Below are 26,138 nucleotides of genomic sequence, written 5' to 3' on the forward strand. Positions count from 1 at the left end.
GTGCGGGCGCGGACCGTGCGCGGTTTTCTCCGGGCTTTCGTGTTCTCGTTCCGAAAAACACCTCGCGCCGTGCGGGACGGGCCGCGGCGCCCGACCCCTGCGCCGAAATGAGGGAATTACACTCGCCGGACGCCCCGGGGTCCCCGGATATTTCACGGGATTTTCACGCGACCCGCGTCCGGAATTCCGGTGTGACCCCGGCTGCCGGGCCGGACGGCCCGGCGCGGGTCACGCGGAGTGACGGCTCCGGTCCGCGGACCGGACGACCGTCGCCGGGGCCGAGCCGTCCGAGGACTGGTCCAGCAGCCTCCGGGAGACGGTCACCTCGAAGGTCTCGGGCGATTCCGCGAGGACCTCGGACAGGGCCAGGCAGCCGGACACCACGTGGTGCCGTATCCACTCGACGGTGTACAGGTCCGCCTCCGTCCCCGGGCGGAGCCTGACGCGCAGGCGCAGTCGTTCGTCCTTGGTGTGGGGGGAGGTCAGGACCACCTGGGCGGCCTCCACCGAGTCGAGCTGGAGGGCGAGCGACGCCAGGTCGGCGGGGTCGACCAGGCTGCTGAGCGGCCCGTAGGGCGCGTCGATGCGGCTGTGGGTCCGCAGGGCCCGGCCGGGGCGGCCGCAGGGGCACGACGTCCACTCGGCCCCGGTGCCGGTGTCGTAGCGCAGCAGGGGGACGACCGACTTCCTGTGCGTGACGGTCACGAGCATGCGCCCGCCGACGATCTCCGTGTGCTGGTAGGGGAGCGGGTGGAAGGTGTCGACCGCGCAGTCGGGGCCGCTGTGGCCGATGATCCAGGTCTCCGCGGACCCGAACAGCGACCACGTGCGCAGGTGCGGGAAGTACGTGCGGATCAGTGAACGCGTCTCCGCGTCCATCGCGGGCCCGCTCCAGAGCACCTTGCTCAGGAAGTCCAGGCGCCGGCCCGAGGCAGCGCAGAAGCGGAGGATGCGCTGGACCGTGTCCAGGGTGGTGGCGACGGCGGTCACGCCGTGCTGCTCGAAGAGGTCGAGGCACGGTTCGATCATCTGGTCCGTCGGGGCGTCGAGCGACAGCGTGGGGATCCCGGCCCGCGCGGCGAGCGCGTTGTGGAGGTCGTGCGACGCGCGCATGTGGAACGGGGTGCTCAGGCTCGCGAGCAGGTCGCCCGGGGCGAAGGGGCGAAGGTGGGGGAAGATCTCGTCCACGTGCAGGTCGGAGGGGAGAGCGCCCATGCGGCTCGTGGACGTCGTGCCGCCCATGAGGTGGAGCGAGGCGCGGGAGAGCTCGGCCGGGTTCTCCCTCATCATCGCGTCGACGGCCTCGCCGAGCTCCTCGCGGGTGAGGGGCGGCAGGTCGACCAGGCGGGGCCGCCTGCCCAGGCCGAGGTAGCGGCCGTACTTGTGCCGCATGGACGGGATCCTCGTGAGGCGCTGCAGCGCCTGGGCCAGGGGGAGTGGCCCCTCCACCATTCCTCCGATATTCATCGTCATTCTCGTGCTCGCATCTCTGGGTGTTAGGGATTGCGTTCAGCCCGCCGGGGACAGCTGCGGTGACGTTAATGAATCTGAAATTCTTGTTAAGTCTTCTCGGGGAATGCCTTCGGTGGCGGCATGGCTGGTTCGTGGCCGTTCGGACAGTAAAGCAGATTCCTTCACGGCGGGACATGGCGAAGATTTCCGCCGATAGTGAGCGAGCGATCACCACAGGTCATGTTCACTTGTTGGAAGATGTCTCGGAGCGTGGTCCCTCCGTGGCCGGATGTGGTCGGGTGATCTTGCTCACCGCGAATGGTCGGAAGGGGAACACCTGTGCGGAGCCGCCCGGTTCCGGGGAGGCCGGCGGACGCCCTCCGGGCCCACGCGGAGAGGGGCGGGGGCGCGGCGCCCCGAAAGCGGCCGGGGCTTCTCCCCGGGAGCGGCGGGGGCCGCGCATCCGGTCGGGAGGGGAGGGCGGGCCGGGGCCGCGCATGCGCCGGCCTCCGGTGCGAGGGGGAGGGGTCCGCACGCCCGGGCGCGGAGGGGCCGGGCCGCCCGGGGCGAGGGGGTCAGGCCGGCGCCCTCCCCCGGGCCTCGCCGGTATCCGGCTGCGCCGGGCGGACGGGGCGCGGGCGGCGGACGGGGCCGCCCGCGCGTTCTGCGGGAACTCGGCGGGACAGGGCGCGCCTTCCCCGCGTCACCGCGCCCGCGGAGGGGGGCGGGCCGTCCCCGGGTCCGGCCGTCACAGCCGCGCCGCGCGCCCGCGGGGGACCGCCAACTCGACCGCTTTTTTCGGTACGGGGTTCCATTGCGCCGCGCGCCCGCGGGGAGCCGCCGGGGCGGCGGAGTTCCCGACGGCACCGGCGCCGCCGGCGCCCCCGGTGCGCGGTCGGCCGGGGGTGATCGGCCGACCGCGCTGGAGGGGGTCCTCAGACGAGGCTCGGCGCGGCCCGTCCGGCGTCCTCGGACGCGCGGAGGCGGCCGCGGGCCCGGCCCAGGTGCGCGGCCAGTTCCACGCGGAGCCGGGCGTGGTCCCCGGCGTGGCCGTGGGCGGCGACGTAGCCGTCCGGGCGGATCAGGTGGTACCCCGGGGCCGAGCACAGGCGGTGCTCCGAGGCCTGTGCGGCCGGCAGCGTCACCGTCCGCACCTGCGGCCGGTCGGAGGCGAGCGCGGAGAACGACTCCCCGGGCCGGGCCCGGCCCCGGTCCGGCGTGACGGCGAGCGTCCAGCCGGGCAGCTCCGGCCCGTCGCCGGCCTGCCCGTTCCCCGTCTCCGTGTTCCGCGGCGCGGTGACCCCCAGGGACACCGCGAGGGAGCGGGGGAGGGCGTGCCCGGTGCGGACGGCGCCCGCCAGCCGCCCGGTGAGCCGGCACAGGGACGGCCAGGCGGGGTCCTGCGTGAGCCGTGCGGGTGTGTACCGGAACCGGTATCCGGCCATGACGGGCAGGTATCCGCGCTCCATGACCGGCTCCAGGAGACGGAAGGCCGCGTCCCGGCCCGCGGTCTGCAGGGGGTGCTGGAGCATCCACCCGCGCGTCTGGATGTCGGTGTCCCGCACGACCTGGCGCGCCACGTCCTTGCGCTCAGGGCCGTAGGTGCCGAGCAGTTCCGGAGGGGCCTCGCCCCCGACCACAGCGGCCAGCTTCCAGGCGAGGTTCTGCGCGTCCTGCATCCCGGTGTTGAGCCCCTGGCCCCCGGCGGGGCTGTGCACGTGCGCGGCGTCCCCCGCGAGGAAGACCCGGCCCCGCTGGAAGTCGTCCGCGTGCCTGCGGTGCACGCGGAACACGGACTCCCACACGGGGTCGACCAGCCGCACGCCGCCCGGCCCCTGCTCGTCGGTGATCCGCTGGAGCAGGTCGACGCCGGCCTTCTCCCCGGGCGGGAGGCTCGCGAAGAACCGGAAGACGCCGTCGGGCAGGGCGACGATCACCAGGGCGCCCTGGGGCGACTGGTAGTAGAGCGCCTCGTCGGTCGGCAGCTCCCCCTCGATGCGGCAGTCCACGAGGGCGAACGCCGACTCGTAGGTGCTTCCGACGAAACCGGTGCCGATCTGGGCGCGCACCGCGCTGCCCGCGCCGTCCGCGCCGATGACGAAGGGCGCGTGGTAGCGCTCGACGGTTCCGTCGGAGTGTTCGAGGATCGCCGTCACCCCCTCGGTCGCGGTGATGTCGCCGGAGAAGTCCAGCCCGTCGAGGGCGAGCAGCCGCACCCCCCGTTCGATGCGTCCGCCCAGGGCGTGCAGCCGCTCGGTGAGCACGCGCTCGGTCTCGTTCTGGGGCAGGCACACGGGGGCCAGGTGCTCGGGGAAGGCGAACGAGGCCAGGGGCTCGCCCGAGGAGAAGTAGCGGAACTTCCGGATGTCGATGCCGGCGCGCCGGGTCGGCTCCAGGGCCCCCAGGTCGTCCAGCAGGTCGAGGGTGCGGGGCCAGAGCAGCAGAGCCTTGGGGAAGGGGGACGCGCTCTCGGCGCGGTCGATGAGCCGGACACGTGTTCCTCGTCTCAGAAGCTCGCACGCGGCGGTCAGACCGACGGGTCCGGCACCGACGACGAGCACGTCGGAGGGAGGGGCGGCTGTGCGGGTGGAAGGTGTGTCGTCGCTGGTCAACGGCATCTCGGGGAGCTCCGATCGATCCTGTTGCGGTGGTACGTCCCGGGTCCGCCCACCGCGTACCCGGCCAGGTCTATAAGATTGACGATGAGCATAAGATACCTTATGTTCATCCACGAATGGATAGTCATAAGAATCCGAATCATGAGGTGTGGGAATGGCGATAGACGCAACGGATCGGCCGGGCGCACAGCTCGCCCCCGCCCCGTTGACCAGAGGGCAGGCGGTGGCCACACTCGTCGCCGTCGCCCTGTCCAGCGTGATGCTGCCGCTCGCCGTCACCGCTCCGGCAGTGGCGCTCACCCAGCTCGCGGCCGACCTGAACGCCACGGTCGGCGAGGCCCAGTGGGTCCAGAACGCCTACAACGTGACCTTCGCGGCGTTCATGCTCGCCGCGGGCGGGCTCGCCGACCGGTTCGGCAGGCGCCGGGTCCTCGTCATCGGCCTCGTCGTCTTCACCGCCATGGCCACGGTGATCGGCCTCTCCTCCAACATCGTCGTCATCGACATCGCCAGGGCGGTCCAGGGCATCGGCGCCGCGGGCATCATGACCAGCGGGTCGGCGATCCTCGCCGACTCCTTCCGCGGCGTGGCCCGGGCCAGGGCCTTCGGCCTCCTGGGCACCTCGTTCGGCTTCGGCCTGGCCATGGGCCCGTTCGTCGCCGGACTGATGGTCAACTTCGCGGACTGGCGCATGGTGTTCCTGATGAACATCGCGTTCGCCGCCGTCGTCCTGCTCCTGGTGCGCTCGATCCGGGAGTCGAGCGACCCCAACTCCACCTCGGTGGACTGGGGCGGTGTCATGACCTTCAGCACCAGCCTGTTCCTGCTCTCCCTGGCCTTCGTCCAGGGGGCCGAGGCGGGCTGGCTCAGCCTGAGCGCCATCGGTTCCGCGGTCGGGTTCGTCGTCTTCCTCGCGGCCTTCGTCCTGGTGGAGTCGCGGGTCCGGCGCCCGATGTTCGACCTCTCGCTGTTCAAGCGGCCCACGTTCGTCGTGGTGGTCTGCCAGCCCTTCACCATCACCTTCGGCTTCGTGGTCCTGCTCGTCTATCTGCCGCCCTTCTTCCAGGGCGTGGGAGGGTTCGGCGCGGCCGAGGCCGGAGCCCTGCTCCTTCCCCTGACCCTGCCCGTGCTCGCCCTGCCGATGCTGGCGGGGCAGCTGGCCGCCAGGCTCCCCCTGCGGGTCATGCTCGCCACCAGTTCCCTGCTCATCGCGGGCGGGTCCCTGTGGCTGATGACCCTCCAGCCGGGGCAGCACTGGACGGCGCTGGCCGCGCCCCTTGCGCTGTTCGGCACGGGCGTGGGGAGCGCCTTCGGCGTCATGGACAACGCCGCGCTCAGCTCCGTGGAGGTCGAGCGGGCCGGAATGGCCTCGGGCATCTTCAACACCATGCGCATCACCGGGGAGAGCGTGGCGATCGCCGGCGCCGGATCGGTGCTGGCGACCCTCTCGCTGAGCACGCTCGACCTCTCCTTCGCCAGTCCCGAGCAGGAGCGGACCCTGGCGGGGGAGGCCACCCAGGGCCGGCTCGAGACGGCACTGGGCCAGTTCGCCGCCGGAGACCGCCAGACCGCTCTGGACGCGGTGTCGACCAGCCTCACCTCGGCGATGCACACCACGTTCCTCGGACTGGCGCTCCTCGCCCTGGCCGGCGCGGTGGTCACCTTCCTCGTCGTCAAGGAACGCGAACTCCGCTAGCCGTCCTCGGCCCGCCCCTTCCGGGCGATCCCCGCCGGACCCCACCAGACCCCGCCGGACCCCGCCCCGTCCGCCGACGCTCCCCGGGAGGCTCTCCCCGCTCCGCGGCCTCCCCGCCAGATCAGGTCCCCGAGCCCGAGGAATGCGAGACAGACCATGCAGACGCCCGTACGCCCCCTCCTCAACGGCGACACCGACACCGCGACAGCCCACCCGGACGGTCCGAACCTGGACTACGAGCGGACCCTCGACCGCACCGTCGTCCACCGGGAGTCGCTGGCGGAGGTCTTCGTCACCGACACCCAGCCCCTGGGCGGCGACGCCCACGCGGCCGCCGCCCAGCTCCCCCGGTCGCACGCCTACTACGGCGACCACCTTCTCCGCCCCCGCCTCCACGACCCGGTGCTGCTGCTCGAGGCGTGCCGGCAGGTGGGCCTGGCCATCGCCCACACCCACTACGGGGTCCCCTTCGACCACAAGTTCGTGCTCACCACCCTGGGCATCAACATCACGCGCCCCGAGCGGATGGCGGTGGGGACCGCCCCGTGCGCCCTCCGGATGCTCTGCTCGGTCGAGGACAAGAGGGTCAAGGAAGGCCGCGTCGTCGGCTACGACGCCAGGTTCCGCCTGTTCGTCGACGGCACCGAGGTCGGCAACGCCGTCGTCGGCCTGCGCTTCAAGTCCCCGGCGAGCTACGGGGCGCTGCGCCTGAGCAACCGCTCGGGAGCACCGGTCCCCTCCACGGAGACCTTCGACTTCACCGTCACCGGGGAGGTCCCCGCCCCCTACCTCGTCGGCCGGTCCAACGGCGACAACGTGGTCCTGGCCGGGCTCGCGGGGGACGGGGACGCGGTGTCGGCCTCCCTGCGCGTGCTCCCGCAGCACCCGAGCCTGTTCGACCACGCCCAGGACCACCTGCCCGGCATGGTCCTGATCGAGGCCGGGCGCCAGCTGGCCCTGAACACGCTCCTGGAGGTCCAGGGGATCTCGCCCGCCAAGGCCTACCCGGCCGAGATCACCGCCACCTTCACCAGCTTCGGCGAACTGGAGCCCCGGACCGAGGTGCGGGCCCGCACCGCTCCGGCGACCGCGGAGGAGGGCGAGGGGGTCTACTACACGCAGGGCGGGATCGTGGAGTTCATCGCGCCCGCCGGCGGCCCGGAGCAGTCTCCGGCCTCCGTCGAGGTGGACGTGCTCCAGCGGGGCGCGTCGATCTGCCGGATCGACGTCGGCCTGGTCCGCATCCCCGCATGACGCGGATCCCACGGATCCCCTACAGGCAGGAGACCCCATGACCACCCCGAGCGAAGAATCCGGCCCCCGGGGACGCGGCATCGCGTTCTTCGACGTGGACGAGACGCTCATCGGACCGAAGAGCATGTTCTCGTTCCTGGAGTTCCACTTCGGGGACGGCTCCAGGGAACCGGGCTCCTACGAGCGCGCCGTCGCCCACCTGCGGGCGGCGGCGGCCCGGGGAGTGCCCCGCCAGGACGTGAACCGCCTCTACTACCGCCTCATGGCGGGGGAGTCCGTCGAGGGGCTGAGAGCCGCCGGGCGGAAGTGGTTCTCCGAGACCGCGAGGGCGCCGGGCTTCTGGCACACCCCGGTGCTGGAGCGGCTGCGCCGCCACAGGGCCGGGGGCGACCTGGTCGTCCTGCTGTCGGGCTCCTTCTTCGCCTGCCTGGACCCGATCGCCGAGGCCGCCGGAGCCCATTGGGCGCTGGGCACGAGGCCCGTCGTGCGCGACGGGCTCCTGACGGGCGAGGTCCTCGTCCCGATGATCGGGGCGACGAAGGGCGTCGCGGCCAGGGCCGCCGCAGCGGTGAGGGGCGTCCCCCTGTCCGACTGCACCGCCTACGGGGACCACTCCAGCGACCTGGCGCTGCTCTCCTCCGTCGGCAGCCCGGTGGTCGTCGGCGAGGACTCCGTGCTCGCGGCGCACGCCGAGGCCCACGGGTGGGAGCGCGTCACCGCCGGCTCCGGACACCCGGTCCCCGCCTCCGGGGGAGAGGAGCCCCGGCCTTCCCGCCGGTGAACGCGCGAAGTCCGCGGACCGCGCCCGGCGCGCAGTCCGCGGCAGGGGCCGGCGCCCCCTCCGGGCCCGCGGCCCCGGGCGACCCCGGAAAGCGCCCCCGCCCGGAGCGGCGGCGGCCCCGAACCCTCCCGCAGTCCAGCAAGAAGGAGACAGCACGATGACCATCGCCATCCTCGGCACGGGCTCGTACCTGCCGGCCGAAGTGGTCGGCAACGACCCGATCGCCCGCACCGCCGGTGTCACCGACGAGTGGATCCGCCGCAAGACCGGGATCCGTGAGCGCAGACGCGCGGCACCGGACCAGGCCACCTCCGACCTCGCGGCCGAGGCCGGCCGCCGGGCCCTGGCCCAGGCGGGCGTCCCCGCGGACCGCCTGGCCTACGTCATCGTCGCCACGTCCACCCCCGACCACCCCCAGCCCGCCACGGCGAGCATCACCCAGCACCTGCTGGGCGCCACCTCCGCGGCGGCGTTCGACGTCAACGCCGTGTGCAGCGGGTTCGTCTACGCGCTCTCCGTGGCCGAGCACCTGCTGCGACCCCACGGCGAGGCCTACGCGCTGGTCATCGGCGCGGACATCTACTCCCGCATCCTCGACTACGGCGACCGCAAGACGGCGATCCTGTTCGGCGACGGCGCGGGGGCGGTCCTCCTGGGGCCCGCCCGGGACCGCGGCGGGGTCGTCGGGACCCAGCTGCTCACGGACGGGGACCACCACGACCTGATCAAGGTCCCGGCCGGCGGGTCGCGGCTGCCCGCGTCCCCGGCCACCCTGGAGCAGGGCGAGCACTTCTTCACGATGGAGGGGCGCGGCGTGCGGGAGTACGTCACCCGGCGCCTGCCCGAGGCGATCCACCGGATGCTCGACGGGATGGGCGTGGGGCGGGAGGAGATCCGCCACTTCGTGCCCCACCAGGCCAACGGCGCCATGCTCGCCGACGTCTGGCCGTCCCTGGGCCTGGACCGCGCCCGCCTCCACCTCACGGTGGAGACCCAGGGCAACACCGGGTCGGGGTCGGTGCCCGTCGCCCTCGACACCGTGCACCGGGCGGGTCTGCTCGAACGGGACGACCTCGTCCTGCTCGCGGGGTTCGGCGGCGGCATGAGCGTGGGGCTGGCACTCGTGAGGTGGAGCCCCGTGGCCGCGCAGGCCTCCTCCGTCCTGTCTCCGGCCCGTTCCGGAGGGGCGGTCCCGGTGCACGTCCCGGCGTGACGCCGTCGCCCCCGGGGGCGGAGACGGAGTCGTGCGACCCGCCGGTGGAGACCGGCCGGCCTCCCGCGCCCGACGGGTGCGGGAGGCCGCCGTCGTGGGCGGCCGGACCCGGGGCCCGGCCTGCGGGACCCGTGGCGGTACCGCGTCGCTGCGCGCGCGGGGCCGGCGGACGCGCCCGGCGCCGTCTCCGGCGGCGCGCTGTCAGGGGCGGGGGCTTCCGGGACGGGGACCCCCGCCGCGTCGGCCCGCCGGGCGCTCCCGGTGAGCGGGCGGCGGGCCGCTCCGACCCGGGGGCCCGGCGGCTCCCGCACGCCCGGCCCGCGCCGGAGGGGACGCCCAGGGGGCGCCGGCGGGGACCGGCCTCACTCCTCGCTCAAGTCCGCCAGCTCGGTACGGCTCTCCGCCGAGACCTCCGCGCACCGGCTGAGGAAGCGTACGAACTCGCCCTCCTCCTCACGGCTGAAGGCCTCGCTCAGACGCATCTCCACCCGGATCGCGACCTCGTCCGCCTTGGCGAGCAGCTCCCGCCCGCTGGGCGAGAGCCGGGTCTCCAGGATGTGGGAGTGCAGCGGATGGGGCTTGCGCTCGATGAGTTCGCGCCTGCTCAGGGTCGCGAGCACGGAGGACATCGTCTGGGGGGTCACCAGGCACCGGCGGGCCAGGATCGCGCCTGAGGCCCCCGGCTCCTCGGAGAGTACGAGGAGCACCGTGTACTGGGGGACCGAGAGGTTGAACTGCCGCAGAACGGCGTGCTTCGCAGAGATCAGCTCCTGCTCGGCGCGCTTCAGGTGATGACCGATCCGCTGGTCCATGGGAAGCTGGGTCATCTGGGAATCGTATCTCAGGGCGCTCGTCCCTCCGTGCTCGTCGGCCGTACGTCAGGTCGGCGTCGGGGCGGCGCCGGGAGCGGCTCAGGGCCGCCCCCGGCTGGCGGAGGATCAGTACCGCGCGCCCGCGGTGGCGTCGGCGATGGTGTCGAGTTCGGCGATGTCCTCCGGGGAGAGCACCAGGTCCGCGCCGCCGACGTTCTCGTCCAGGCGTTCGCGCCTCTTGGTCCCCGGGATGGGGACGACGGGCAGGCCCCAGCGCCCGGCCTGGGCGTGGACCCAGGCCAGGGCGACCTGTCCCGGGGTCGCTCCGTGCGCGTCGGCCACGCGCCGCACGATGGCGAGCAGCTCCTGGTTGCGCACGGCGTTCTCGCCGGAGAAGCGCGGCTTGCCGCGGCGGAAGTCGTCGGCGGGCAGCTCGTCCACCGGGGGCAGCGCCCCGGTGAGGAAGCCCCTGCCCAGGGGGGAGTAGGGGACGAAGCCCACGCCGAGCCGCGCGCACTCGCCGATCACGGACTCCTCCACGTCGCGGCTCCAGAGCGACCACTCCGTCTGCACCGCGGCGATCGGGTGCACGGCGTGGGCGGCGCGCAGCTCGTCGGCGCTCACCTCGGACAGCCCGAGGTGGCGCACCTTGCCCTGGGCGACCAGCTCGGCCATGGCCCCGACCGTCTCCTCGACGGGGACGGAGGCGTCGCGCCGGTGCATGTAGTAGAGGTCGATCGTCTCGATGCCGAGGCGCGAGAGGCTGGCGTCGCACGCCGCGCGGACGTATTCCGGGTCCCCGCGGTGGCTGCGCGCGCCGGTGTCCCTGTCGCGGACGATCCCGAACTTGGTGGCGAGGACGACCTCCTCCCGCCGTTCCCGGACGACCTTGCCCACCAGCTCCTCGTTGGCGCCGTGTCCGTACATGTCCGCGGTGTCGAGGAAGTTGAGGCCCAGGTCGAGGGCGTGGTGCAGGGTGGCGAGGGAGTCGGCCTCGTCCCCCGGGCCGTAGAACTCGCTCATCCCCATGCAGCCCAGTCCCTGGGCGGAGACGGTGGGTCCGTCGGTGGTCAGCGGAACAGTCCGCATGCGCACTCCTGTGGTCGGTGCTCTTGCTCGACGCGACTCAGGGACGGTGCCACTCGGGGATACGACCGGGGTGCCGCGGACGGCGCGTGCGACCTGTCCCCCTGAATCTATGTCGAGAAGGTATCATAAGAACCCTGATCGTGAATCGATATCGATGGGGTCTGCAGGCGTCCCCCCTCGCGCACCAGGAAGTCGGGGGCCGTGCCGTCCGGGCGTTCCCGCAGCATGTGCCGGGAGACGATGACCTCGAAGGACTCGGGCGCCTCCTCCGTGGCCTCGGAGAGGCCCAGGGACTCGGACAGCACGTGCTGCCGGATCCACTCGCCGGTGTAGAGGTCGGGCTGGGTCTCCGGACGGAGCCTGACGCGCAGGTGGAGCCGCTCGTCCTCGGTGTGGGGGTCGACGAGGACGACCTGGGCCGCCTCGACCGAGTCCAGCCGCAGGGCCAGCGGCACGAGGTCGAGGGGTGAGACCACGCGGCTGAGCGGCCCCATCGGGGCGTCTATACGGCTGTGGGTGCGCACCGCGGGGCCGGGCAGTCCGCAGGCGCAGGCCGCCCACTCGGCCTCCACGCCGGTCTCGTAGCGCAGCAGCGGGACGACCGCCTTCTCGTGGACGACGGTCACCAGCATCCGCCCGTCCACGATCTCCGTGAACTGGTGGGGGAGCGGGTGGAGGGTGTCGTTGGCGCAGTCCGGGCCGCTGTGCCCGATGATCCAGGTCTCCGCCGAGCCGAAGAGCGACCACGTGCGCAGGTGGGGGAAGTACGTCCGGATCAGCGAGCGGGTGGCCGCGTCCATGGCCGGTCCGCTCCACAGCACCTTGTGCAGGAAGCCCAGGTCGCGCCCGGACGCGGCGCAGTAGCGCAGCAGGCTCCGGAAGGTGTCGAGCGTGGTGCCCAGGGCGTTGACCCCGTGGCGCTCGAACAGTTCGAGGTAGGCGTCGATCATCTGGTCGGTCGGCGCGTCCATGGAGAGGGTGGGAACCCCGGCCCTGGCGGCGAGTCCGTTGTGCAGGTCCTGGCAGGCCCGCATGTGGAAGGGGGTGCCGAGGGTGGTGAACAGGTCGCCCGGCTCGAAGGGGCGCACGTGCGGCGCGATCTCGTCCAGGTACAGGTCCGCCGGCACCGCTCCCATGCGCATGGTCGACCGCGTGCCGCCCATGACGTGCAGGGAGGCCCGGGTGAGGGCGGACGGGTCGGTGCGCACCAGGGTGTCGATCGCCCTGCCCAGCTCGTCCCTGCCCAGGGTGGGGAGGTCGAACAGGTCCGGTGCGGAGCCCCCCGCGGTGTGGCCGAGGTACTTCTCCCGCAGCACCGGGATCCTGGACAGCTTGTCCAGCGCCCGCGCCGGGGACGGCGCCTCGCCGTGAGACGTCCGTGAACCGAAATTCGTCGTCATTGTCGCACTCGCGTTCCTGGTGTATTCGGGTGCGGTCGAACATGTGCGTCCGTGCGGCGGCGGTGCCGTTGAAGAACCCGAAGAAGTGAGAAGTGTTCTGGATTTGTCGTCCAGTCGCCGGCGGTGCGGGGCACGGCTACCTTCGCAGGGCATCCAGTCAGGAGAATGCGACGATATCCCGGGGACTGCCGGAGACCCCTGTGACCGGGTGGACACCATTGGTCATCGTGCGTCGTCGGGGCCGTTTCCGGAGTCGGACGATTACTTTCCCGTACAAGGTGACCTTCGTCACTCGTCCCCCTCGTGGGGCTCACCCTCGGTGACCGGTGCGGTGGGCGGATCCGGGTCCCGCACCGGACACGCCGAGGTGGCGGACCGGACCGGGCGCGCGCGGCACGCACGGCCGACTGCGGCCTGTGGACGGCCCGCCGGAGGGCGGGCCCGCGCTATACGCTGGAGGGGTTCACCCCGGACGGCGCCCCACGCTCCCTTCGACGCGGCAGGGCGGGGCGTGCCCCGGGCTGGTCTCCCAACCAAGAGAGAGCACCATGAGTGACATCGAGCGCGAGGTCCACGCGGTAGCCGAGCGGGCCGGGGACGCGGCGGCCGAGCTCGCCCCGCTCAGCCGCGCGGTCAAGGACGCCGCTCTGGTGGCGATCGCCGACGCGCTGGTCAAACGGGCCGGCGAGATCACGGCGGCCAACGCCGAGGACGTCGAGCGGGCGCGCCGGGACGGCACCTCCCCCGCCATGGTCGACCGGCTCACCCTCACGCCGGAGCGGATCGAGGCGATCGCCGACGCCGTCCGCGAGATCGTCGAGCTCCCCGACCCGGTGGGCGAGTCCGTGCGGGGCGGGGTGCTGCCCAACGGCCTCGACCTGCGCCAGATCAGGGTTCCGCTCGGTGTCATCGGCATCATCTACGAGGGCCGCCCCAACGTCACCGTGGACGCCGCGGCCCTGTGCCTCAAGAGCGGCAACGCCGCGCTGCTGAGGGGCTCGTCCTCCGCCTACGCCTCCAACACCGCCATCGTCGGCGTCCTTCGTGACGCCCTGGCGGGGACCGGGGTCCCGCAGGACGCCGTCCAGATGGTGCCCGGCCGCACCCGCGAGTCCTCCACCGCGCTCATGCGGGCGCGCGGGCTGGTGGACGTGCTCATCCCGCGCGGCGGCGGCTCCCTGATCCGGGCCGTGGTCCGCGACTCCACCGTTCCCGTGATCGAGACCGGCGAGGGGCTGTGCCACGTCTACGTGGACGCCGACGCCGACCTCGCCAAGGCGGTGGCCATCGCCACCAACTCCAAGGCGCAGCGCTGCTCGGTGTGCAACTCCGCCGAGACCCTCCTGGTGCACGAGGCCGTGGCCGACGCCTTCCTGCCCCGGGTGCTGGACGCCCTGGGCGGGGCCGGGGTCACCGTGCACGGCGACCGGCGGGTGCTGGAGGCCGCGGCCGCCCACGGCGCCGGCGCGGACGTGGTCGAGGCCACGGAGGAGGACTGGGCCACCGAGTACCTGTCCATGGACCTCGCCGTGCGCGTCGTGCCCACCATCGACGAGGCGATCGCGCACATCCGCCGGTACTCCACCCGGCACACCGAGGCGATCGTCACCGACTCGCTGAAGGCCTCCCGGTACTTCGTGTCCCGGGTCGACTCCGCCGCGGTCATGGTCAACGCCTCCACGCGGTTCACCGACGGGGGGGAGTTCGGCTTCGGCGCCGAGATCGGCATCTCCACGCAGAAGCTCCACGCCAGAGGGCCCATGGGCCTGACCGAGATGACCTCCACCAAGTACGTGGTCACCGGCGACGGTCACCTGAAGTAGCCGGGGGACTCCGAAGGGCCGCCCGGTCCCCGGGCGGCCCTTCCGTGTTCGCGCGGAAACCATGCGTAACCGCGTGCGGTCCGGAACCCATTGGCATCTGGAATGTTTTCCCGCTGGAAACCTGGACAGAAGCGAATCTTCTCAAAGGAAGTATTCCCAAAGCGACGGCAGGTCGGTAATTTCACAGTGGTGTCTCACGGCGCTCTCCCCGCTCTCCTCACAGAGCGCCGCCCCCACGGTCACGACGAAAGGAATCCCCCGCATGAAGCTCCGGAGCAAGGTCGCGGTCCTCGCCACGACAGCCCTGGCCGTCGGCGGCGTCACCCTGATGGCCTCCCCGGCCCAGGCTGACCTGGTCACCCTCTGCTCGGGTCACGGCGGTGCGGTCACCCTGCCCACGGACCTCGCGGTCCCGGCCGGCAAGAACTGCTTCCTGGACGGCACCGTCATCCAGGGCGACATCACCGTCCGGCAGGGCGCCAACCTCCACATCGTCGGCGGGGAGGTCGAAGGAGAGGTGATCGTCCAGAAGGACGCCTACTTCGACGCCTCCGACACCACCGTCGGCGACCGCGTGGTCAACCGCGGTTCCTTCGGCACCTACCTCGAGGAGAGCTCCACGGGCGCCGCCCTGCGCACCGTCCCGGTCGAGGGCGGCAACACCGACGGCTTCGCCTTCGTCGTCGACTCCTCCGTCAAGAGCGTCAACGCCGAGGTCGGGGCCGTCTACGTCTCCGGTTCCCGGATCGGCGGCGCGGTCACGGCCGACGGCGTCGAGTACGCCGACATCTACGACTCGGTGGTGCGCGGAGCGCTGACCGTCACCGGCCCGACCGCCGGCGGCATCCTCTGCGACAGCGAGGTCATCGGCGCGGCCACCTACACCGGCGGGACCGGCCCCGTCGCGGTCGGCGCCGGTGAGACCGGGGGCTTCTGCTCCTCGGTCAACTACATCGACGGCGACCTGAGCGTCACCGGTGTGGGCGGCGGCGTCTACGTCGACAACAACATCGTCGGCGGCGACCTGGTCACCTCCGACAACTCCCCGACCGCCCAGGTCGGCGACAGCAACCGCGTCCGCGGCGGCATCGTCACGGAGGAGGTCGCCCTGCGCAGCCTCGCCGCCGCCGTGACCGAGGAGTTCGAGGCGCACGAGGAGAACCTGGTCGAGGAGGTCGAGACGGCCCGCGCCGAAACGATCGACGAGGCCATGGCGGCCGGACCCGCCTTCTAGAGCGGCATACGCCACGCAGGTACCGCGACGGCGCCGACGGTCCAGGGCCGTCGGCGCCGTCCCGTGTCCGGGCGGGGCCCCGCGCGGGGCTCGACCTGCCCGAACCGCTGTGCGACCCGGACACCGACGCCGCACGGCGCCGCCGCTGGAGGCCCGGGGCCTGCGGCCGGTGGCGCGGACGGCGGCCCGGAGCCGGGTCGCACGCGCGGGCGCGCCGGGCGGGGCAGGACGCCCGTTTGCCAGCGTCCGGGAGCGACCACCCCGACGACGAGGAGCAGCGCGTGCCCACCACCGTGTCCTACGGCGACCACCCCAGCCGGAGCGTCCACCGCTGGGATCCGGAGGGCGCCGGCGGACCCGCGCCCGTCGCCGTCCTGCTGCACGGCGGCTGGTGGCGCGACAGGCACGACGCCGCCCTGATGGACCCGTTGGCCCGCGACCTGGCCTCCGCCGGGTGGGCGGTGTGGAACATCGAGTACCGGCGTACCGGGGACGACGGCGGCGGCTGGCCGCAGACCCTCGACGACGTCGGCGACGCCCTGGCGTACCTCGCCGACGCGGCCGCACGCGAGCCCGAGCGGTACGACCTCGGACGCGTGGTGTGCGTGGGGCACTCCGCCGGAGCCCATCTCGCCCTGCTCAACGGCCTCGCGGAGGGTGGGACCCCGGTGACCTCGGTGGTCGCCCTGGCCCCCGTCACCGACCTGGAGCGGTGCGCCCTGGCGGGGCTCGGCGAGGGCGCCGTCGTCCCGTTCCTCGGGCCGGACCCCACCGCGGAGCTCTACCGGGTCAGCTCGCCGGTGCGGCGCCCGCTGACCGGCCTGCCGCAGCTGGTGGTGCACGGGGACGCCGACCGGCGCGTCCCGGTCGAGCACAGCCGCGACTACGCGGACGCGGTGCGCGCGGCGGGCGGCACCGTGGAGTACCACGAGGTCGCCGGGGCCGACCACTTCGCCGTCATCGACCCGCGGGGGCCCGCCTGGGAGGTGGTCCGCGCGTACCTGGCGCGGACGGGCTGATCCGGGCCGGCGGGCGGCCCGCCGTCCGCGGACGCGGGAGGGGGCGGCCCGGCACGGACCGACCCCTTCCGTCCGTCGTCCCGCCTCCCCGCGCGGGGCACGGGGTCAGGAGGACCCGTTCGCCCCGTTCGTGCTGCTCGCGCCCTGGTCGGACCGGGCGGAGCCGTTGCGCCACCGGTCGGCGACGTTGTCGAAGATCTTGCCGCCCGCGCTGGCCGCGCTGCCGGCCACGTCGCGCAGGGTGCCCAGGAGCGGGTCCCCCGAGCGCTCCCACGACTCCTTGTAGGACTTGGCGGCGCTGCGGGCCTCCGCGCCGACCCTCGCCTCGCGGTCGGAGGAGCGGCGGGGGTAGTCGCCGCCGATGATCCGCTGGTAGGAGCCCTCCTCGATCCACCGGTGCAGCTCGGCCAGGCGGACCACCGCGAACGGGTGGGTCTGCCCCATCAGGCTGATCAGCTTGAGGAAGCTGTCGCGGGCGTCGCCGCCGGACTCGTACTCGCGCGCCTGCTCCAGAAACGCGTCGGGGTTCATCTCGACCAGGGTCGAGCCGCCCGCGAGCTTCATCAGCGCGCGCTTGGCGGCCTCGGGGTTCTGGGAGGCCAGGACGCCCGCGCGGTCGCAGGAGAGCTCGGACTTGCGGTACCACTCCTCCAGCGCGGCGACGATGGCCTGGAGGCCGATGTAGCCCAGGGGCACCCACGCCACGCGGGTCGCCAGCCGGATCAGGGCCAGCAGCATGGTGCGGTACACGGCGTGGCCGCTGAGGATGTGCCCGACCTCGTGGCCGATGACGAAGCGCTGCTCCTCGTCGTCCAGCAGGTCGAACAGGCCCGTGGTCATCACGATGAAGGGCCGCTGGCTGCCGATCGCCATGGCGTTGGGCTTGGGGTTCATCTGGATGTAGAGCTCGGGGACCTCGTCCATGTCCAGGACGTAGGCGGCGTCGCGGACGTAGTCGTGGACGCGGGGGAACTGGGTGGGGCCGACCCGGACGGCGCTGGACAGGAACATCAGTCTGAGGGCGCGTTCGTTGAACAGCCCGGACATGCGCTTGAACACCTCGTCGAACCCGCGCAGCGAGCGCAGCGCCACCAGGGCCCCACGGTCGGCGGGGTGCTCGTAGGCGCGGGGTGAGATCTCGGAGAGCCGGACGCGGACGCGGTCTGGTGTGTTGGCCATATCGGCATGCTATGCGGCCCGTCGGCGCTTGGCCACGGTTTCGGCCTTCGAGATATGACGCGATTGCCGGGGTGCTCCGACACGCCCGGGAAGCAGGACGCGAAGGTCGCGGTTGTTCCGTTGAAAGGAACAAAACGGGAGGAAGAGGCCGCCGAAGAGGCCCGTCGTCGGCTACCCTCGGTTGGCCGATCCCGGCAACCACGACCCACGTCCACGGCGAAACGGAGCGCACAGTGGCGCACGAGGCTCCAGGCGTCCTCCCAGGTGAAGGCTTCCCTCCACGGCGGAGCGGCGCCGGCCCCACCAAGGTCGGCATCATGGGCGGCACCTTCGACCCCATCCACCACGGGCACCTCGTGGCCGCCAGTGAGGTCGCCCACCTCTTCGGCCTCGACGAGGTGGTGTTCGTGCCCACGGGGCAGCCCTGGCAGAAGGACCCGGCCAAGGTGACCCCCTCCGAGGACCGCTACCTGATGACGGTCATCGCGACCGCGGAGAACCCCCAGTTCCGCGTGGACCGTGTCGAGATCGACCGCTCGGGGCCCACCTACACCCTCGACACCCTCCGCGAGATGCGCTGCAAGTACGGTCCCGAGGTGGAGCTGTACTTCATCACCGGGGCCGACGCGCTGGGCGCCATTCTCAGCTGGCACAACGTCGACGAACTTTTCGATCTCGCGCATTTCGTAGGCTGTAACCGTCCCGGTCACCATCTCAGTGACTCAGGACTGCCCGAGGGCAAGGTCTCCCTGGTGGAGGTCCCCGCGCTGGCGATCTCCTCGACCGAGTGCCGGGAGCGGGTCCGCAAGGGCGAACCCATCTGGTACCTGGTCCCCGACGGCATCGTTCGCTACATCCACAAGACCGGGCTCTACCGGGACAGCTGAAAGGCAGCAAGTACAACGTGACAGCCACCGACAGGGCTCTTGAGCTCGTCAGGGTGGCGGCCGAGGCCGCCTCCGACAAGCTCGCCCAGGAGATCATCGCCTACGACGTCAGCGAGCAGCTGGTCATCACCGAGGCGTTCGTGCTCTGCTCGGCCCCCAACGACCGCCAGGTGCGCTCGATCGTCGACGAGGTCGAGGACCAGCTCCGCCTGAAGGGCGGCGTCAAGCCGCTCCGGCGCGAGGGCGAGCGGGACGGCCGCTGGGTGCTCCTGGACTACGCCGACATCGTCGTGCACGTCCAGCACGAGGAGGAGCGCGGCTACTACGGCCTCGAACGGCTGTGGAAGGACTGCCCCGAGATCGAGCTCCCCGAAGGCTCGCGCGGAGCCGAGCGCACCGCCCTCGACGAGCAGTAACCCTTTCGGACCCACCCCGAGCGGAGAGAAACACCCTGTGAGCGACACCCCTCGCGTGCTGTTCTGGCGGCACGGACGCACGGCCTGGAACGTGGAGAACCGCTTCCAGGGTCAGACCGACATCGAACTCGACCAGGTCGGCCACGCCCAGGCCCGGCGGGCGGGCGGCCTGCTCGCCTCGCTCGGCCCCGACGTCATCGTCGCCTCCGACCTGAAGAGGGCCGCCGACACGGCCGGGTACCTCAGCCGCGCCACAGGGGTGCCCATCGAGTTCGACAAGGGACTGCGCGAGCGGTTCGGGGGGTCCTGGGAGGGGCGGACGGGGGCGGAGCTGTCCGCGCGCTGGCCGTCCGAGCACGCTCGGATGGCCATCCCGGACGGGGAGCCCATCTCCGAGGTCGGCGACCGCATGCGGGCGGCCGTCGACCGGGGACTGGCCAGAACCCCGGCCGGGGGACTGCTCGCGGTGGTCAGCCACGGTGCGGCCGTACGCATCGGGATCGCCCGCATGCTCGGCATCCCCGACGAGCAGCGCGAGATCCTGGGCCCCCTCAGCAACTGCTCCTGGTCGGTGCTCCAGGAGCGCCGGGGACAGTGGCGGCTCATGGAGCACAACGCGGCGAGCCTGCCCGAACCCGTGGTCCTCAGCGACGACGCCTGAAACCGTTTCGACGTTCTCGCCGGATTCCGCTATGGTTCTGGGAGTCGCGAGGGCGAAAGCCCCCCGACTCCCACACGGGGCTATGGCGCAGTTGGTAGCGCGCCTCCATGGCATGGAGGAGGTCTGGGGTTCGAATCCCCATAGCTCCACGGACTGAGGACGACCCTGCTCGCGCGTGACCGCGCTCGCCGGGTCGTCCTTCGTGTTTACCGGGGGGAGACCCCCCGAACCCCCCGAGGTGACCCCCTGTGGTTGGGGTCGTGTTGATCGGCGGGGTGGTGTTCTCCCGCCCTGACAACGGCGCATCCGCACGTCCGGTCATGGCGTTTTCCTGCGCCGACAACCCGTGTCCTGCGTTCTCCGGGGCGACCCTGCTCGCGCGTGACGGCGCTCGCCGGGTCGTCCTTCGTGTTTACCGGGGGGAGACCCCCCGAACCCCCCGAGGTGACCCCCTGTGGTTGGGGTCGTGTTGATCGGCGGGAGTCGGTGCCGGACCGTCGGCGGTGACGCTCGTCCGGCTGTGGCGGGTCCCCCGGGGCCGCGGGAAGCGGCCCGGGGGGACCGGGGTCAGGGCAGCGCCCGGAAGAACGCGCGGACGTCCTCGACCAGGAGCTCCGGCTCCTCCATGGACAGGAAGTGGCCGCCCCGGCCGAGCTCGGTCCACCGCACCACGTGGTGGTCCCGCTCCGCCCAGCGCCGCACGGTCACGTCCTGCGCGGAGACCAGCACCCCCGTCGGCACCGTCCCCCGTTCGGGGGCCCAGCCTCCGGCCTCCCAGCCCTCGTCCGTCCCCCCGTCCGCCGTCTCCCCGCTGTCCCATCCGCTCGCGGAGTCCTCACCCCAGGAGTTCGCGGACATCTCCTCGTAGTAGATCTGCGCGGACGAGGCCGCCGTGCCGGTCAGCCAGTAGAGCGACACGCACGTGAGCATCCGGTCGCGGTCGAGGGCGGCCTCGGGCAGGGCCTCCTCCGGCTCGCTGAGCTCCTTGAACTTCTCCACCATCCAGGCGAGCTGACCCACGGGCGAGTCGTTGAGCCCGTAGGCCACCGTCTGGGGTCGCTTCGCGTTGCACTGGAGGTACCCGTCGTTGTAGTCCTGCATCGACTTCCACCGCTCCTCCTCCACCCCCGTCAGGCCCTCGGTGTCGCCCTCCGCGACGGGGAACGTGATCATGGCGTTGAGGTGCACCCCGAGGACCCGCTCCGGCGCCTGCCTCCCCACCTCGGGGGCGACCCACGAGCCAGTGTCGTAGCCATGGACGCCGTAGCGCTCGTAGCCGAGCCGCGACATCAGCCCGACCACGACCCCGGCCATCCTGGCCGCCCCCATCCCGGGTCCGGCCAGCGGCGTGGAGAAGCCGAACCCCGGCAGGGACGGGACGACCAGGTGGAACGCCTCCGCCGGGTCGCCCCCGTGGGCGCGCGGGTCGGTGAGCGGACCGATGACGTCCAGGAAGTCGGTGACCGCCCCGGGCCAGCCGTGCAGCATGAGCAGCGGCGTGGCGCCGGGCTCCGGCGAGCGCACGTGCAGGAAGTGGAGGTTCTGTCCGTCGACGACGGTGGTGAACTGGGGATGGGCGTTGAGCTCCTCCTCGCGGGCCCGCCAGTCGTAGGTCGAACGCCAGTACTCGGCCAGCTCCCTCAGGTATCCCACCGGGACGCCGCGGTCCCAGCCCACCCCCGGGACCTCGTCCGGCCACCGTGTGTTGCCCAGCCTCTCCGTGAGGTCGGTCAGCTGCTCCTGCGGAACCTCCACGCGGAAGGGCCGGATCTCCTTCTGGTCCTGCTCCGTGTTCGTCATGGGTGGAAGCCTAGGAACCGGTTAGGTCGGATCCGTTCCCAACCGGAGGGGAGAATCGGATCCATGGCAGAAACCTCGGCGCGCCTGCTCGCGCTGCTCTCGCTGTTGCAGGCCCACCGCGAGCGGTCCGGCGCCGAGCTGGCGGAGCGGCTCGGCGTCACCGCGCGCACGATCCGCCGCGACGTGGACCGCCTGCGGGGGCTCGGCTACCCGGTGCACGCGACCAGGGGCACCGCCGGGTACCGGCTGGGGGCCGGCGCCGCGATGCCGCCGCTGCTGCTCGACGACGAGGAGGCCGTCGCCGTGGTAGTGGGCCTGCGCACCGCCGCCGACGGCTCCGTCAGCGGCGGCGAGGAGGCCTCGCTGCGCGCGCTCGCCAAGCTCGAACAGGTCCTGCCCTCGCGTCTGCGCGGCCGGGTCAACACCCTGCACGGCGCCACCCTGCGGGCCGGGGCGCAACCGGGGCCGACCGTGTCGCACGAGACGCTGATGGCCGTCGCCGAGGCCTGCCGGCGCAGGGAGCGCCTGCGCTTCGGCTACACGAGTCCGCGCGGGGGTCCGACGGCCCGGACGGTCGAACCGCACAGCCTGGTCAGCTTCGGCCGGCGCTGGTACCTGGTCGCCTTCGACACCGACCGGCAGGACTGGCGGAGCTTCCGCGTGGACCGGCTCACCCCCCGGACCCCCACGGGCCCCCGGTTCGTCCCCCGCGAGCCTCCCCACGGCGACGCGGCCGCCTACCTCGCCCGTCAGCTGTCCTCGGAGACCTGGCCCTTCCGCGCCGTGGTCAGGCTGCACGCCTCCTCCGAGGCCGCAGCCGACCGCGTGTGGCCGGGCATGGGTGTCCTGGAGGCCGTCGACGAGCACAGCTGCCTGTTCCACGTGGGCTCGGAATCCCCCTCCGACCTGGTCTGGATGATCACGTCGGTGGGATTGGACTTCACCCTGGTCAGCGGCCCGGACGGGCTCGCCGACGCCTTCCGCGACCAGGCCGCCCGCTGCACGGCCGCGGTGGAGGACCGTCCGCCCCTGGCGCGGTGAGGCCCCCCGGGCAGGGGTCTCCAGGCGCCGGCGGGCCCCTGTCCGGGGAACCGGGGACGGCCTCCGTGTCGTCCCCTTCGGCATGTCGGGGCCCTGACCGGCGGAACGGCGTCATGATGGAGACGGGAACGGGGGCCGGTCGGCGGGACAGGAGAGACCATGGAACTCAGCGTCAACACCTTGCTCAGCCTCGACGGCGTGATGCAGGGGCCGGGTGCGCCGGACGAGGACACCAGCGGCGGCTTCACCAGGGGAGGCTGGCTGGTCCCCCACGCCGACGAGGACATGGGCCGGATCGTGGACGGGTGGTTCGCCGCGGGGGAGGCGCTGCTGTTCGGCCGCTCCACCTACGCCATGATGCGCGACTACTGGCGAGAGGTCACCGACCCCGGGGACCGGGTGGCCACGGCCCTCAACAGCCGTCCCAAGTACCTGGTCTCGACCACCGCGGGCCGGACGGGCGCGGACTGGGGCGACACCACGCTCATCGCCGAGGACGTCCTCGGAAGCGTGCGGGCGCTCAAGGAGCGCCCGGGAGGCGAGATCCAGGTCCACGGCAGCTGGAGGCTCGCCCGGGCCCTCCACGCGGCCGGGCTGGTCGACGTGTTCCGCCTGCTGGTCTTCCCGACGGTCGTGGGAGACGGCAAGCGGCTGTTCGACGAGAGGACGGAGCCGCTCGGCTTCACCGTCGAGGGGAGCGCCGCCACGCCCGCCGGGCTCCTCTCGCTCACCCTGCGCCCAGCGCCCTTCACCACCGGCGGCTTCGGGGTCGTGGACGGGCGTGAGACGGTCCTCTGACGGGGGCCGCCGCGTGCGGCGCCCGCACCGGCCGGGGGCGGGTTCCGCGGGCGCCCGCTCCTCAGACCCGGCGCAGCCAGACAGCGGCGTCCCCGGGAAGCCGTCCGTCCAGCTCCGTGCTGGCCACCAGCACCTCGCCGGGCGGCAGCTCCACGGGCTCCCGGCCCGTGTTGACCAGGACCAGTACCCCGGGCCCCCTCCAGAAGGCCAGCACCGGGCCCAGGTTCAGCGTGTCGTCCCAGACCAGGGTCCGGTCCGCGCAGAAGTCCGGGCGGTGCGCCAGAGCCCTCCGGTACAGGTTGAGCACCGAACCGGGGTCCCCGGACTCGGCCTCCACGGACCACCGTCCCCAGCCCTCGGGCTGGGGGAGCCAGGAGCCGCCCGCACCGAACCCGTACGAGGGGCCGTCCGGGGTCCACGGCAGCGGTACCCGGCACCCGTCGCGCCCCTTGTCGGTGCGGCCGCTGCGCTCCCAGCGGGGGTCCTCCAGGGCCTCGGCGGGCAGGCCGGCCGCCTCGGGCAGGCCCAGCTCCTCGCCCTGGTAGACGTACGCGGACCCGGGCAGCGCCAGCTCCAGCAGCGCGAGCGCCCGGGCCCGCCGGGTCCCCAGCTCCAGGTCGGGCTCGGGGTCGCGCCCGTCCGAGAGCAGCCACGCCCCCTGGTCGGTCCCGCGGGGCAGACCCAGCACCGACACCGGGCGCACGACGTCGTGGTTGCCCACCACCCACGTGGGCGCCGTGCCGACGTGCGCGGCGTCCGCGATCGACGCGTCGATCACGCGGCGGTAGGAGTCCGCGTCCCACTCCGTCCTCAGGAAGTCGAAGTTGAACGCCTGGTCGAGCTCGTCCGGCCGGGTGTACAGCCGCCGCCGGTCGCCGGGCAGCCACACCTCGCCCACCGTGGCCCGGGGCGGGTCGAACTCCGCCAGCACGCGGCGCCAGTCCCGGTACACCTCGTGGACCCCGGGCCGGTCGAGGAGCGGGTGGTCGGGGTTGGCCGCGATGTCCTCGAACCGGCCGCCCTCCACCAGGACCAGGTCGCGCAGCGGCTCACGCAGGTCCTTGACCAGTGCGTAGGCGACGTCGATGCGGAACCCGTCCACCCCGCGGCCGCTCCAGAACCGCAGGATGCCCCGGAACTCCTCGCGCACCCTCGGGTCGTCCCAGTTCAGGTCGGGCTGCTCGCGCGCGAACAGGTGCAGGTACCACTGGCCGTCCTCCACGCGCGTCCACGCCGGTCCGCCGAACGTCGACCGCCAGTTGGTCGGGGGGAGCCCGCCGTCCTCGCCCCTGCCGTCGCGGAAGACGTACAGGTCGCGCTCGGGCGAGCCGGGGCCGGCGGCCAGGGCGTCCCGGAACCACGGGTGCTCCTCGGAGGTGTGGTTGGGCACGATGTCGACCATCACGCGCAGGCCGAGTCCGTGCGCGGCCGCCACCATCGCGTCGAAGTCCTCCAGAGTGCCCAGCCGCGGGTCCACGGCCCGGAAGTCGGACACGTCGTACCCGCCGTCCGCCCACGGGGAGGCGTAGAACGGCGACAGCCAGATCCCGTCCGCGCCCAGGCCGGCGATGTGGCCGAGCCGGGCGGTGATGCCGGGGAGGTCACCGACACCGTCCCCGTCGGCGTCCGCGAAACTGCGCGGGTAGATCTGGTAAAGGACCGCGTCGCGCCACCACTGCTGCATGGTTCCCCTTCGCTGATCGGGTGTTCGGGTCGTCGGCGGGCCGTGCGGGCGCCCCGCCCCGGCGCGCTCACGCCGTCGCCCCGGCCCCGGGGACCGGGGTCAGGTGGACAGCCCGCGCGCGCCCCGGGGGGCCGCGGTGGACTGCCGGAGGATGATCTGGGTGGGCATCTCCACGTGCGTGTCGGTCCGGGCCTTCCCGTCGAGGATGCCCACGGTGAGCCGTCCGGCGGCCAGGCCCGTGTCGTAGGGGGCCTGGTCCACGGTCGTCAGGTCCAGGACGGCGGCGGCGTCGTGGTTGTCGAACCCCATGAGGGAGATGGAGCCGGGCACGCGGACCCCCGAGCGCCGCAGGATCCGGTGCGCGCCCATCGCGATGTCGTCGAACTCGGCGAGCACCGCCGTGGGCGGGTCCTGGTCGGACAGGAGCTCTCCCATGGCGAGCTCGCCCCCCGCGTGGCCGGTCGCCTTGCCGACGCTCCAGGGAACCAGGCCCGCCGTGGCCATCGCCGCCCCGTACCCCTCGAGCCGGTGCCGGGAGCTGGCGCTGGACCACTCCTCCCGCCGGGACCCGATGTAGGCGATACGGGTGTGCCCCAGGTTGAGCAGGTGCCGGGTGGCTCCGGCGGCGCCCGCGCGGTCGTCGATGTACACGCTTGCCCGCCCCGGGACGCACTGGCCGACGAGCACCACGGGGACCCCGACGTCGTCCAGGCGGTGGCACTCGTCCTCGGACAGGTCCATCGACACCGTGACGACGGCGTCGGAGTTGCGCCGGAGGGGGAGCGCGCGCGTCCAGCCCTCACGGGCCCGGGTCTCGCCGACCTGGTACACGAGCATGTCGAGGTCCGCCTCGCGCAGCGCGTCGCTGATCCCCGACAGGACCACCCCGAAGAACCACGGCTGGAGGAAGGGGACGACCACGGCGACCCGGCCCGTGCGGCCGGTGACCAGGCCCGACGCGTTCCGCGAGACCACGTAGGAGAGTTCGTCCGCGGCGCGCTGGACGCGCAGTCGCACGTCGGGGGCGACACCGGGGGCGCCGCGCAGGACACGGGAGACCGTCGAGAGCGAGACGCCCGCCCGGTGGGCGACGTCCCGCATGCTCGCGGGTTGGCTGGACATGCTGCCTACGTTAAGAGTGTGGCCCGTGTCATGGCAACGTTTTCAACGAGTCTGCCGACACGAGGAACGCCATTCCCCCTGTAGCGGGCAGATCCGGATAAGTTTTGTGTTGACTGGATCACATGGCGGTGGCATCGTTTTCGCACGACCCCGGGGGGA

General features: G+C 72.8%; 21 protein-coding genes and 1 tRNA gene. 13 read left to right on the forward strand and 9 right to left on the reverse strand.

All coding sequences use genetic code 11. From position 1 onward, the window contains the following. Nucleotides 1-228: 228 nt before the first annotated feature. Nucleotides 229-1,467, reverse strand: a complete 1,239-nt coding sequence (locus ACQPYD_RS06845; RefSeq protein ID WP_433700244.1) for an AMP-dependent synthetase — start codon at nt 1,465-1,467, stop codon at nt 229-231. Between the two features lie 920 nt (nt 1,468-2,387). Beyond that, nucleotides 2,388-4,070 carry an FAD-dependent monooxygenase gene (locus tag ACQPYD_RS06850; protein ID WP_433700245.1) on the reverse strand — a complete coding sequence of 561 codons (1,683 nt, stop codon included), beginning with the start codon at nt 4,068-4,070 and terminating at the stop codon, nt 2,388-2,390. Between the two features lie 154 nt (nt 4,071-4,224). Between ACQPYD_RS06850 and ACQPYD_RS06855 the strand changes: the two genes are divergently transcribed. The 4 genes from ACQPYD_RS06855 (at nt 4,225) to ACQPYD_RS06870 (ending at nt 9,014) form a co-directional block, all read left to right on the forward strand. Further along, on the forward strand, nt 4,225-5,766 hold the full coding sequence (locus tag ACQPYD_RS06855) for an MFS transporter (protein ID WP_433700246.1): 1,542 nt from the start codon (nt 4,225-4,227) through the stop codon (nt 5,764-5,766). 156 nt (nt 5,767-5,922) lie between these two features. Beyond that, nucleotides 5,923-7,020 carry a ScbA/BarX family gamma-butyrolactone biosynthesis protein gene (locus ACQPYD_RS06860; RefSeq protein WP_433700247.1) on the forward strand — a complete coding sequence of 366 codons (1,098 nt, stop codon included), beginning with the start codon at nt 5,923-5,925 and terminating at the stop codon, nt 7,018-7,020. A 37-nt stretch (nt 7,021-7,057) separates the two neighbouring features. Beyond that, nucleotides 7,058-7,801, forward strand: coding sequence for an HAD family hydrolase (locus tag ACQPYD_RS06865; protein WP_433700248.1), 744 nt, complete (start codon nt 7,058-7,060; stop codon nt 7,799-7,801). A 157-nt stretch (nt 7,802-7,958) separates the two neighbouring features. Continuing rightward, a complete protein-coding gene (locus tag ACQPYD_RS06870; RefSeq protein WP_433700249.1) occupies nt 7,959-9,014 on the forward strand; it encodes a 3-oxoacyl-ACP synthase III family protein in 1,056 nt (351 codons plus the stop codon). A 362-nt stretch (nt 9,015-9,376) separates the two neighbouring features. Here the strand turns inward: ACQPYD_RS06870 and ACQPYD_RS06875 are convergent, their stop codons facing one another. From ACQPYD_RS06875 to ACQPYD_RS06885, 3 genes are all read right to left on the reverse strand, one after another. Then, nucleotides 9,377-9,841 carry a MarR family winged helix-turn-helix transcriptional regulator gene (locus ACQPYD_RS06875; RefSeq protein WP_433700250.1) on the reverse strand — a complete coding sequence of 155 codons (465 nt, stop codon included), beginning with the start codon at nt 9,839-9,841 and terminating at the stop codon, nt 9,377-9,379. Between the two features lie 111 nt (nt 9,842-9,952). After that, nucleotides 9,953-10,915, reverse strand: a complete 963-nt coding sequence (locus ACQPYD_RS06880) for an aldo/keto reductase (RefSeq protein WP_433700251.1) — start codon at nt 10,913-10,915, stop codon at nt 9,953-9,955. A gap of 107 nt (nt 10,916-11,022) precedes the next feature. Beyond that, nucleotides 11,023-12,315 carry an AMP-dependent synthetase gene (locus ACQPYD_RS06885; RefSeq protein WP_433700252.1) on the reverse strand — a complete coding sequence of 431 codons (1,293 nt, stop codon included), beginning with the start codon at nt 12,313-12,315 and terminating at the stop codon, nt 11,023-11,025. Between the two features lie 548 nt (nt 12,316-12,863). Between ACQPYD_RS06885 and ACQPYD_RS06890 the strand changes: the two genes are divergently transcribed. The 3 genes from ACQPYD_RS06890 (at nt 12,864) to ACQPYD_RS06900 (ending at nt 16,391) form a co-directional block, all read left to right on the forward strand. Next, nucleotides 12,864-14,138: a glutamate-5-semialdehyde dehydrogenase gene (locus ACQPYD_RS06890; RefSeq protein WP_433700253.1), complete on the forward strand. Its 1,275-nt coding sequence runs from the start codon at nt 12,864-12,866 to the stop codon at nt 14,136-14,138. 262 nt (nt 14,139-14,400) lie between these two features. After that, complete coding sequence (locus ACQPYD_RS06895) at nt 14,401-15,372, forward strand: hypothetical protein (protein WP_433700254.1); 972 nt, start codon at nt 14,401-14,403, stop codon at nt 15,370-15,372. A 281-nt stretch (nt 15,373-15,653) separates the two neighbouring features. Next, nucleotides 15,654-16,391, forward strand: coding sequence for an alpha/beta hydrolase family protein (locus ACQPYD_RS06900; protein ID WP_433701977.1), 738 nt, complete (start codon nt 15,654-15,656; stop codon nt 16,389-16,391). 105 nt (nt 16,392-16,496) lie between these two features. Here the strand turns inward: ACQPYD_RS06900 and ACQPYD_RS06905 are convergent, their stop codons facing one another. Continuing rightward, the gene (locus tag ACQPYD_RS06905) at nt 16,497-17,570 is read right to left on the reverse strand and encodes a M48 family metallopeptidase (RefSeq protein WP_433700255.1); all 1,074 of its coding nucleotides are present in this window, start codon (nt 17,568-17,570) and stop codon (nt 16,497-16,499) included. 317 nt (nt 17,571-17,887) lie between these two features. On the opposite strand from ACQPYD_RS06905, the gene nadD reads away from it, so the two are divergent. The 4 genes from nadD (at nt 17,888) to ACQPYD_RS06925 (ending at nt 19,683) form a co-directional block, all read left to right on the forward strand. Beyond that, nucleotides 17,888-18,457, forward strand: coding sequence for a nicotinate-nicotinamide nucleotide adenylyltransferase (gene nadD, locus ACQPYD_RS06910; protein WP_433700256.1), 570 nt, complete (start codon nt 17,888-17,890; stop codon nt 18,455-18,457). A gap of 17 nt (nt 18,458-18,474) precedes the next feature. Beyond that, nucleotides 18,475-18,873 carry a ribosome silencing factor gene (gene rsfS, locus ACQPYD_RS06915; RefSeq protein WP_433700257.1) on the forward strand — a complete coding sequence of 133 codons (399 nt, stop codon included), beginning with the start codon at nt 18,475-18,477 and terminating at the stop codon, nt 18,871-18,873. A gap of 37 nt (nt 18,874-18,910) precedes the next feature. Next, nucleotides 18,911-19,534: a histidine phosphatase family protein gene (locus tag ACQPYD_RS06920; protein WP_344184026.1), complete on the forward strand. Its 624-nt coding sequence runs from the start codon at nt 18,911-18,913 to the stop codon at nt 19,532-19,534. A 76-nt stretch (nt 19,535-19,610) separates the two neighbouring features. Next, a tRNA-Ala gene (locus ACQPYD_RS06925) sits at nt 19,611-19,683 on the forward strand. 418 nt (nt 19,684-20,101) lie between these two features. On the opposite strand, the gene ACQPYD_RS06930 is transcribed toward ACQPYD_RS06925, so the two are convergent. Beyond that, on the reverse strand, nt 20,102-21,334 hold the full coding sequence (locus tag ACQPYD_RS06930; protein WP_433700258.1) for an epoxide hydrolase family protein: 1,233 nt from the start codon (nt 21,332-21,334) through the stop codon (nt 20,102-20,104). Nucleotides 21,335-21,397: 63 nt separating this feature from the next. Here ACQPYD_RS06930 and ACQPYD_RS06935 point away from each other — a divergent pair, with 63 nt between their 5' ends. Together ACQPYD_RS06935 and ACQPYD_RS06940 are read left to right on the forward strand one after the other, a co-directional pair. Then, on the forward strand, nt 21,398-22,375 hold the full coding sequence (locus ACQPYD_RS06935; protein WP_433700259.1) for a helix-turn-helix transcriptional regulator: 978 nt from the start codon (nt 21,398-21,400) through the stop codon (nt 22,373-22,375). Nucleotides 22,376-22,534: 159 nt separating this feature from the next. Beyond that, nucleotides 22,535-23,173 carry a dihydrofolate reductase family protein gene (locus ACQPYD_RS06940; RefSeq protein ID WP_267948633.1) on the forward strand — a complete coding sequence of 213 codons (639 nt, stop codon included), beginning with the start codon at nt 22,535-22,537 and terminating at the stop codon, nt 23,171-23,173. A gap of 61 nt (nt 23,174-23,234) precedes the next feature. Here the strand turns inward: ACQPYD_RS06940 and ACQPYD_RS06945 are convergent, their stop codons facing one another. Both ACQPYD_RS06945 and ACQPYD_RS06950 read right to left on the reverse strand, forming a co-directional pair. Further along, entirely contained in the window at nt 23,235-24,857 is a 1,623-nt protein-coding gene (locus ACQPYD_RS06945) for a glycoside hydrolase family 13 protein (RefSeq protein ID WP_433700260.1), read from the reverse strand. 99 nt (nt 24,858-24,956) lie between these two features. Next, a complete protein-coding gene (locus ACQPYD_RS06950; RefSeq protein ID WP_433700261.1) occupies nt 24,957-25,979 on the reverse strand; it encodes a LacI family DNA-binding transcriptional regulator in 1,023 nt (340 codons plus the stop codon). Nucleotides 25,980-26,138: the final 159 nt, after the last annotated feature.

Source organism: Nocardiopsis sp. CA-288880 (assembly GCF_050955985.1).
GTDB lineage: Bacteria > Actinomycetota > Actinomycetes > Streptosporangiales > Streptosporangiaceae > Nocardiopsis > Nocardiopsis tropica.

What these genes read in the sequence shown, in the direction of transcription:
- ACQPYD_RS06845 (WP_433700244.1), bottom strand. Translation starts at nt 1,467, where the DNA reads ATGAATATCGGAGGAATGGTGGAGGGGCCACTCCCCCTGGCCCAGGCG.
- ACQPYD_RS06850 (WP_433700245.1), bottom strand. Translation starts at nt 4,070, where the DNA reads ATGCCGTTGACCAGCGACGACACACCTTCCACCCGCACAGCCGCCCCT.
- ACQPYD_RS06855 (WP_433700246.1), top strand. Translation starts at nt 4,225, where the DNA reads ATGGCGATAGACGCAACGGATCGGCCGGGCGCACAGCTCGCCCCCGCC.
- ACQPYD_RS06860 (WP_433700247.1), top strand. Translation starts at nt 5,923, where the DNA reads ATGCAGACGCCCGTACGCCCCCTCCTCAACGGCGACACCGACACCGCG.
- ACQPYD_RS06865 (WP_433700248.1), top strand. Translation starts at nt 7,058, where the DNA reads ATGACCACCCCGAGCGAAGAATCCGGCCCCCGGGGACGCGGCATCGCG.
- ACQPYD_RS06870 (WP_433700249.1), top strand. Translation starts at nt 7,959, where the DNA reads ATGACCATCGCCATCCTCGGCACGGGCTCGTACCTGCCGGCCGAAGTG.
- ACQPYD_RS06875 (WP_433700250.1), bottom strand. Translation starts at nt 9,841, where the DNA reads ATGACCCAGCTTCCCATGGACCAGCGGATCGGTCATCACCTGAAGCGC.
- ACQPYD_RS06880 (WP_433700251.1), bottom strand. Translation starts at nt 10,915, where the DNA reads ATGCGGACTGTTCCGCTGACCACCGACGGACCCACCGTCTCCGCCCAG.
- ACQPYD_RS06885 (WP_433700252.1), bottom strand. Translation starts at nt 12,315, where the DNA reads ATGACGACGAATTTCGGTTCACGGACGTCTCACGGCGAGGCGCCGTCC.
- ACQPYD_RS06890 (WP_433700253.1), top strand. Translation starts at nt 12,864, where the DNA reads ATGAGTGACATCGAGCGCGAGGTCCACGCGGTAGCCGAGCGGGCCGGG.
- ACQPYD_RS06895 (WP_433700254.1), top strand. Translation starts at nt 14,401, where the DNA reads ATGAAGCTCCGGAGCAAGGTCGCGGTCCTCGCCACGACAGCCCTGGCC.
- ACQPYD_RS06905 (WP_433700255.1), bottom strand. Translation starts at nt 17,570, where the DNA reads ATGGCCAACACACCAGACCGCGTCCGCGTCCGGCTCTCCGAGATCTCA.
- nadD (WP_433700256.1), top strand. Translation starts at nt 17,888, where the DNA reads ATGGGCGGCACCTTCGACCCCATCCACCACGGGCACCTCGTGGCCGCC.
- ACQPYD_RS06930 (WP_433700258.1), bottom strand. Translation starts at nt 21,334, where the DNA reads ATGACGAACACGGAGCAGGACCAGAAGGAGATCCGGCCCTTCCGCGTG.
- ACQPYD_RS06935 (WP_433700259.1), top strand. Translation starts at nt 21,398, where the DNA reads ATGGCAGAAACCTCGGCGCGCCTGCTCGCGCTGCTCTCGCTGTTGCAG.
- ACQPYD_RS06940 (WP_267948633.1), top strand. Translation starts at nt 22,535, where the DNA reads ATGGAACTCAGCGTCAACACCTTGCTCAGCCTCGACGGCGTGATGCAG.
- ACQPYD_RS06945 (WP_433700260.1), bottom strand. Translation starts at nt 24,857, where the DNA reads ATGCAGCAGTGGTGGCGCGACGCGGTCCTTTACCAGATCTACCCGCGC.
- ACQPYD_RS06950 (WP_433700261.1), bottom strand. Translation starts at nt 25,979, where the DNA reads ATGTCCAGCCAACCCGCGAGCATGCGGGACGTCGCCCACCGGGCGGGC.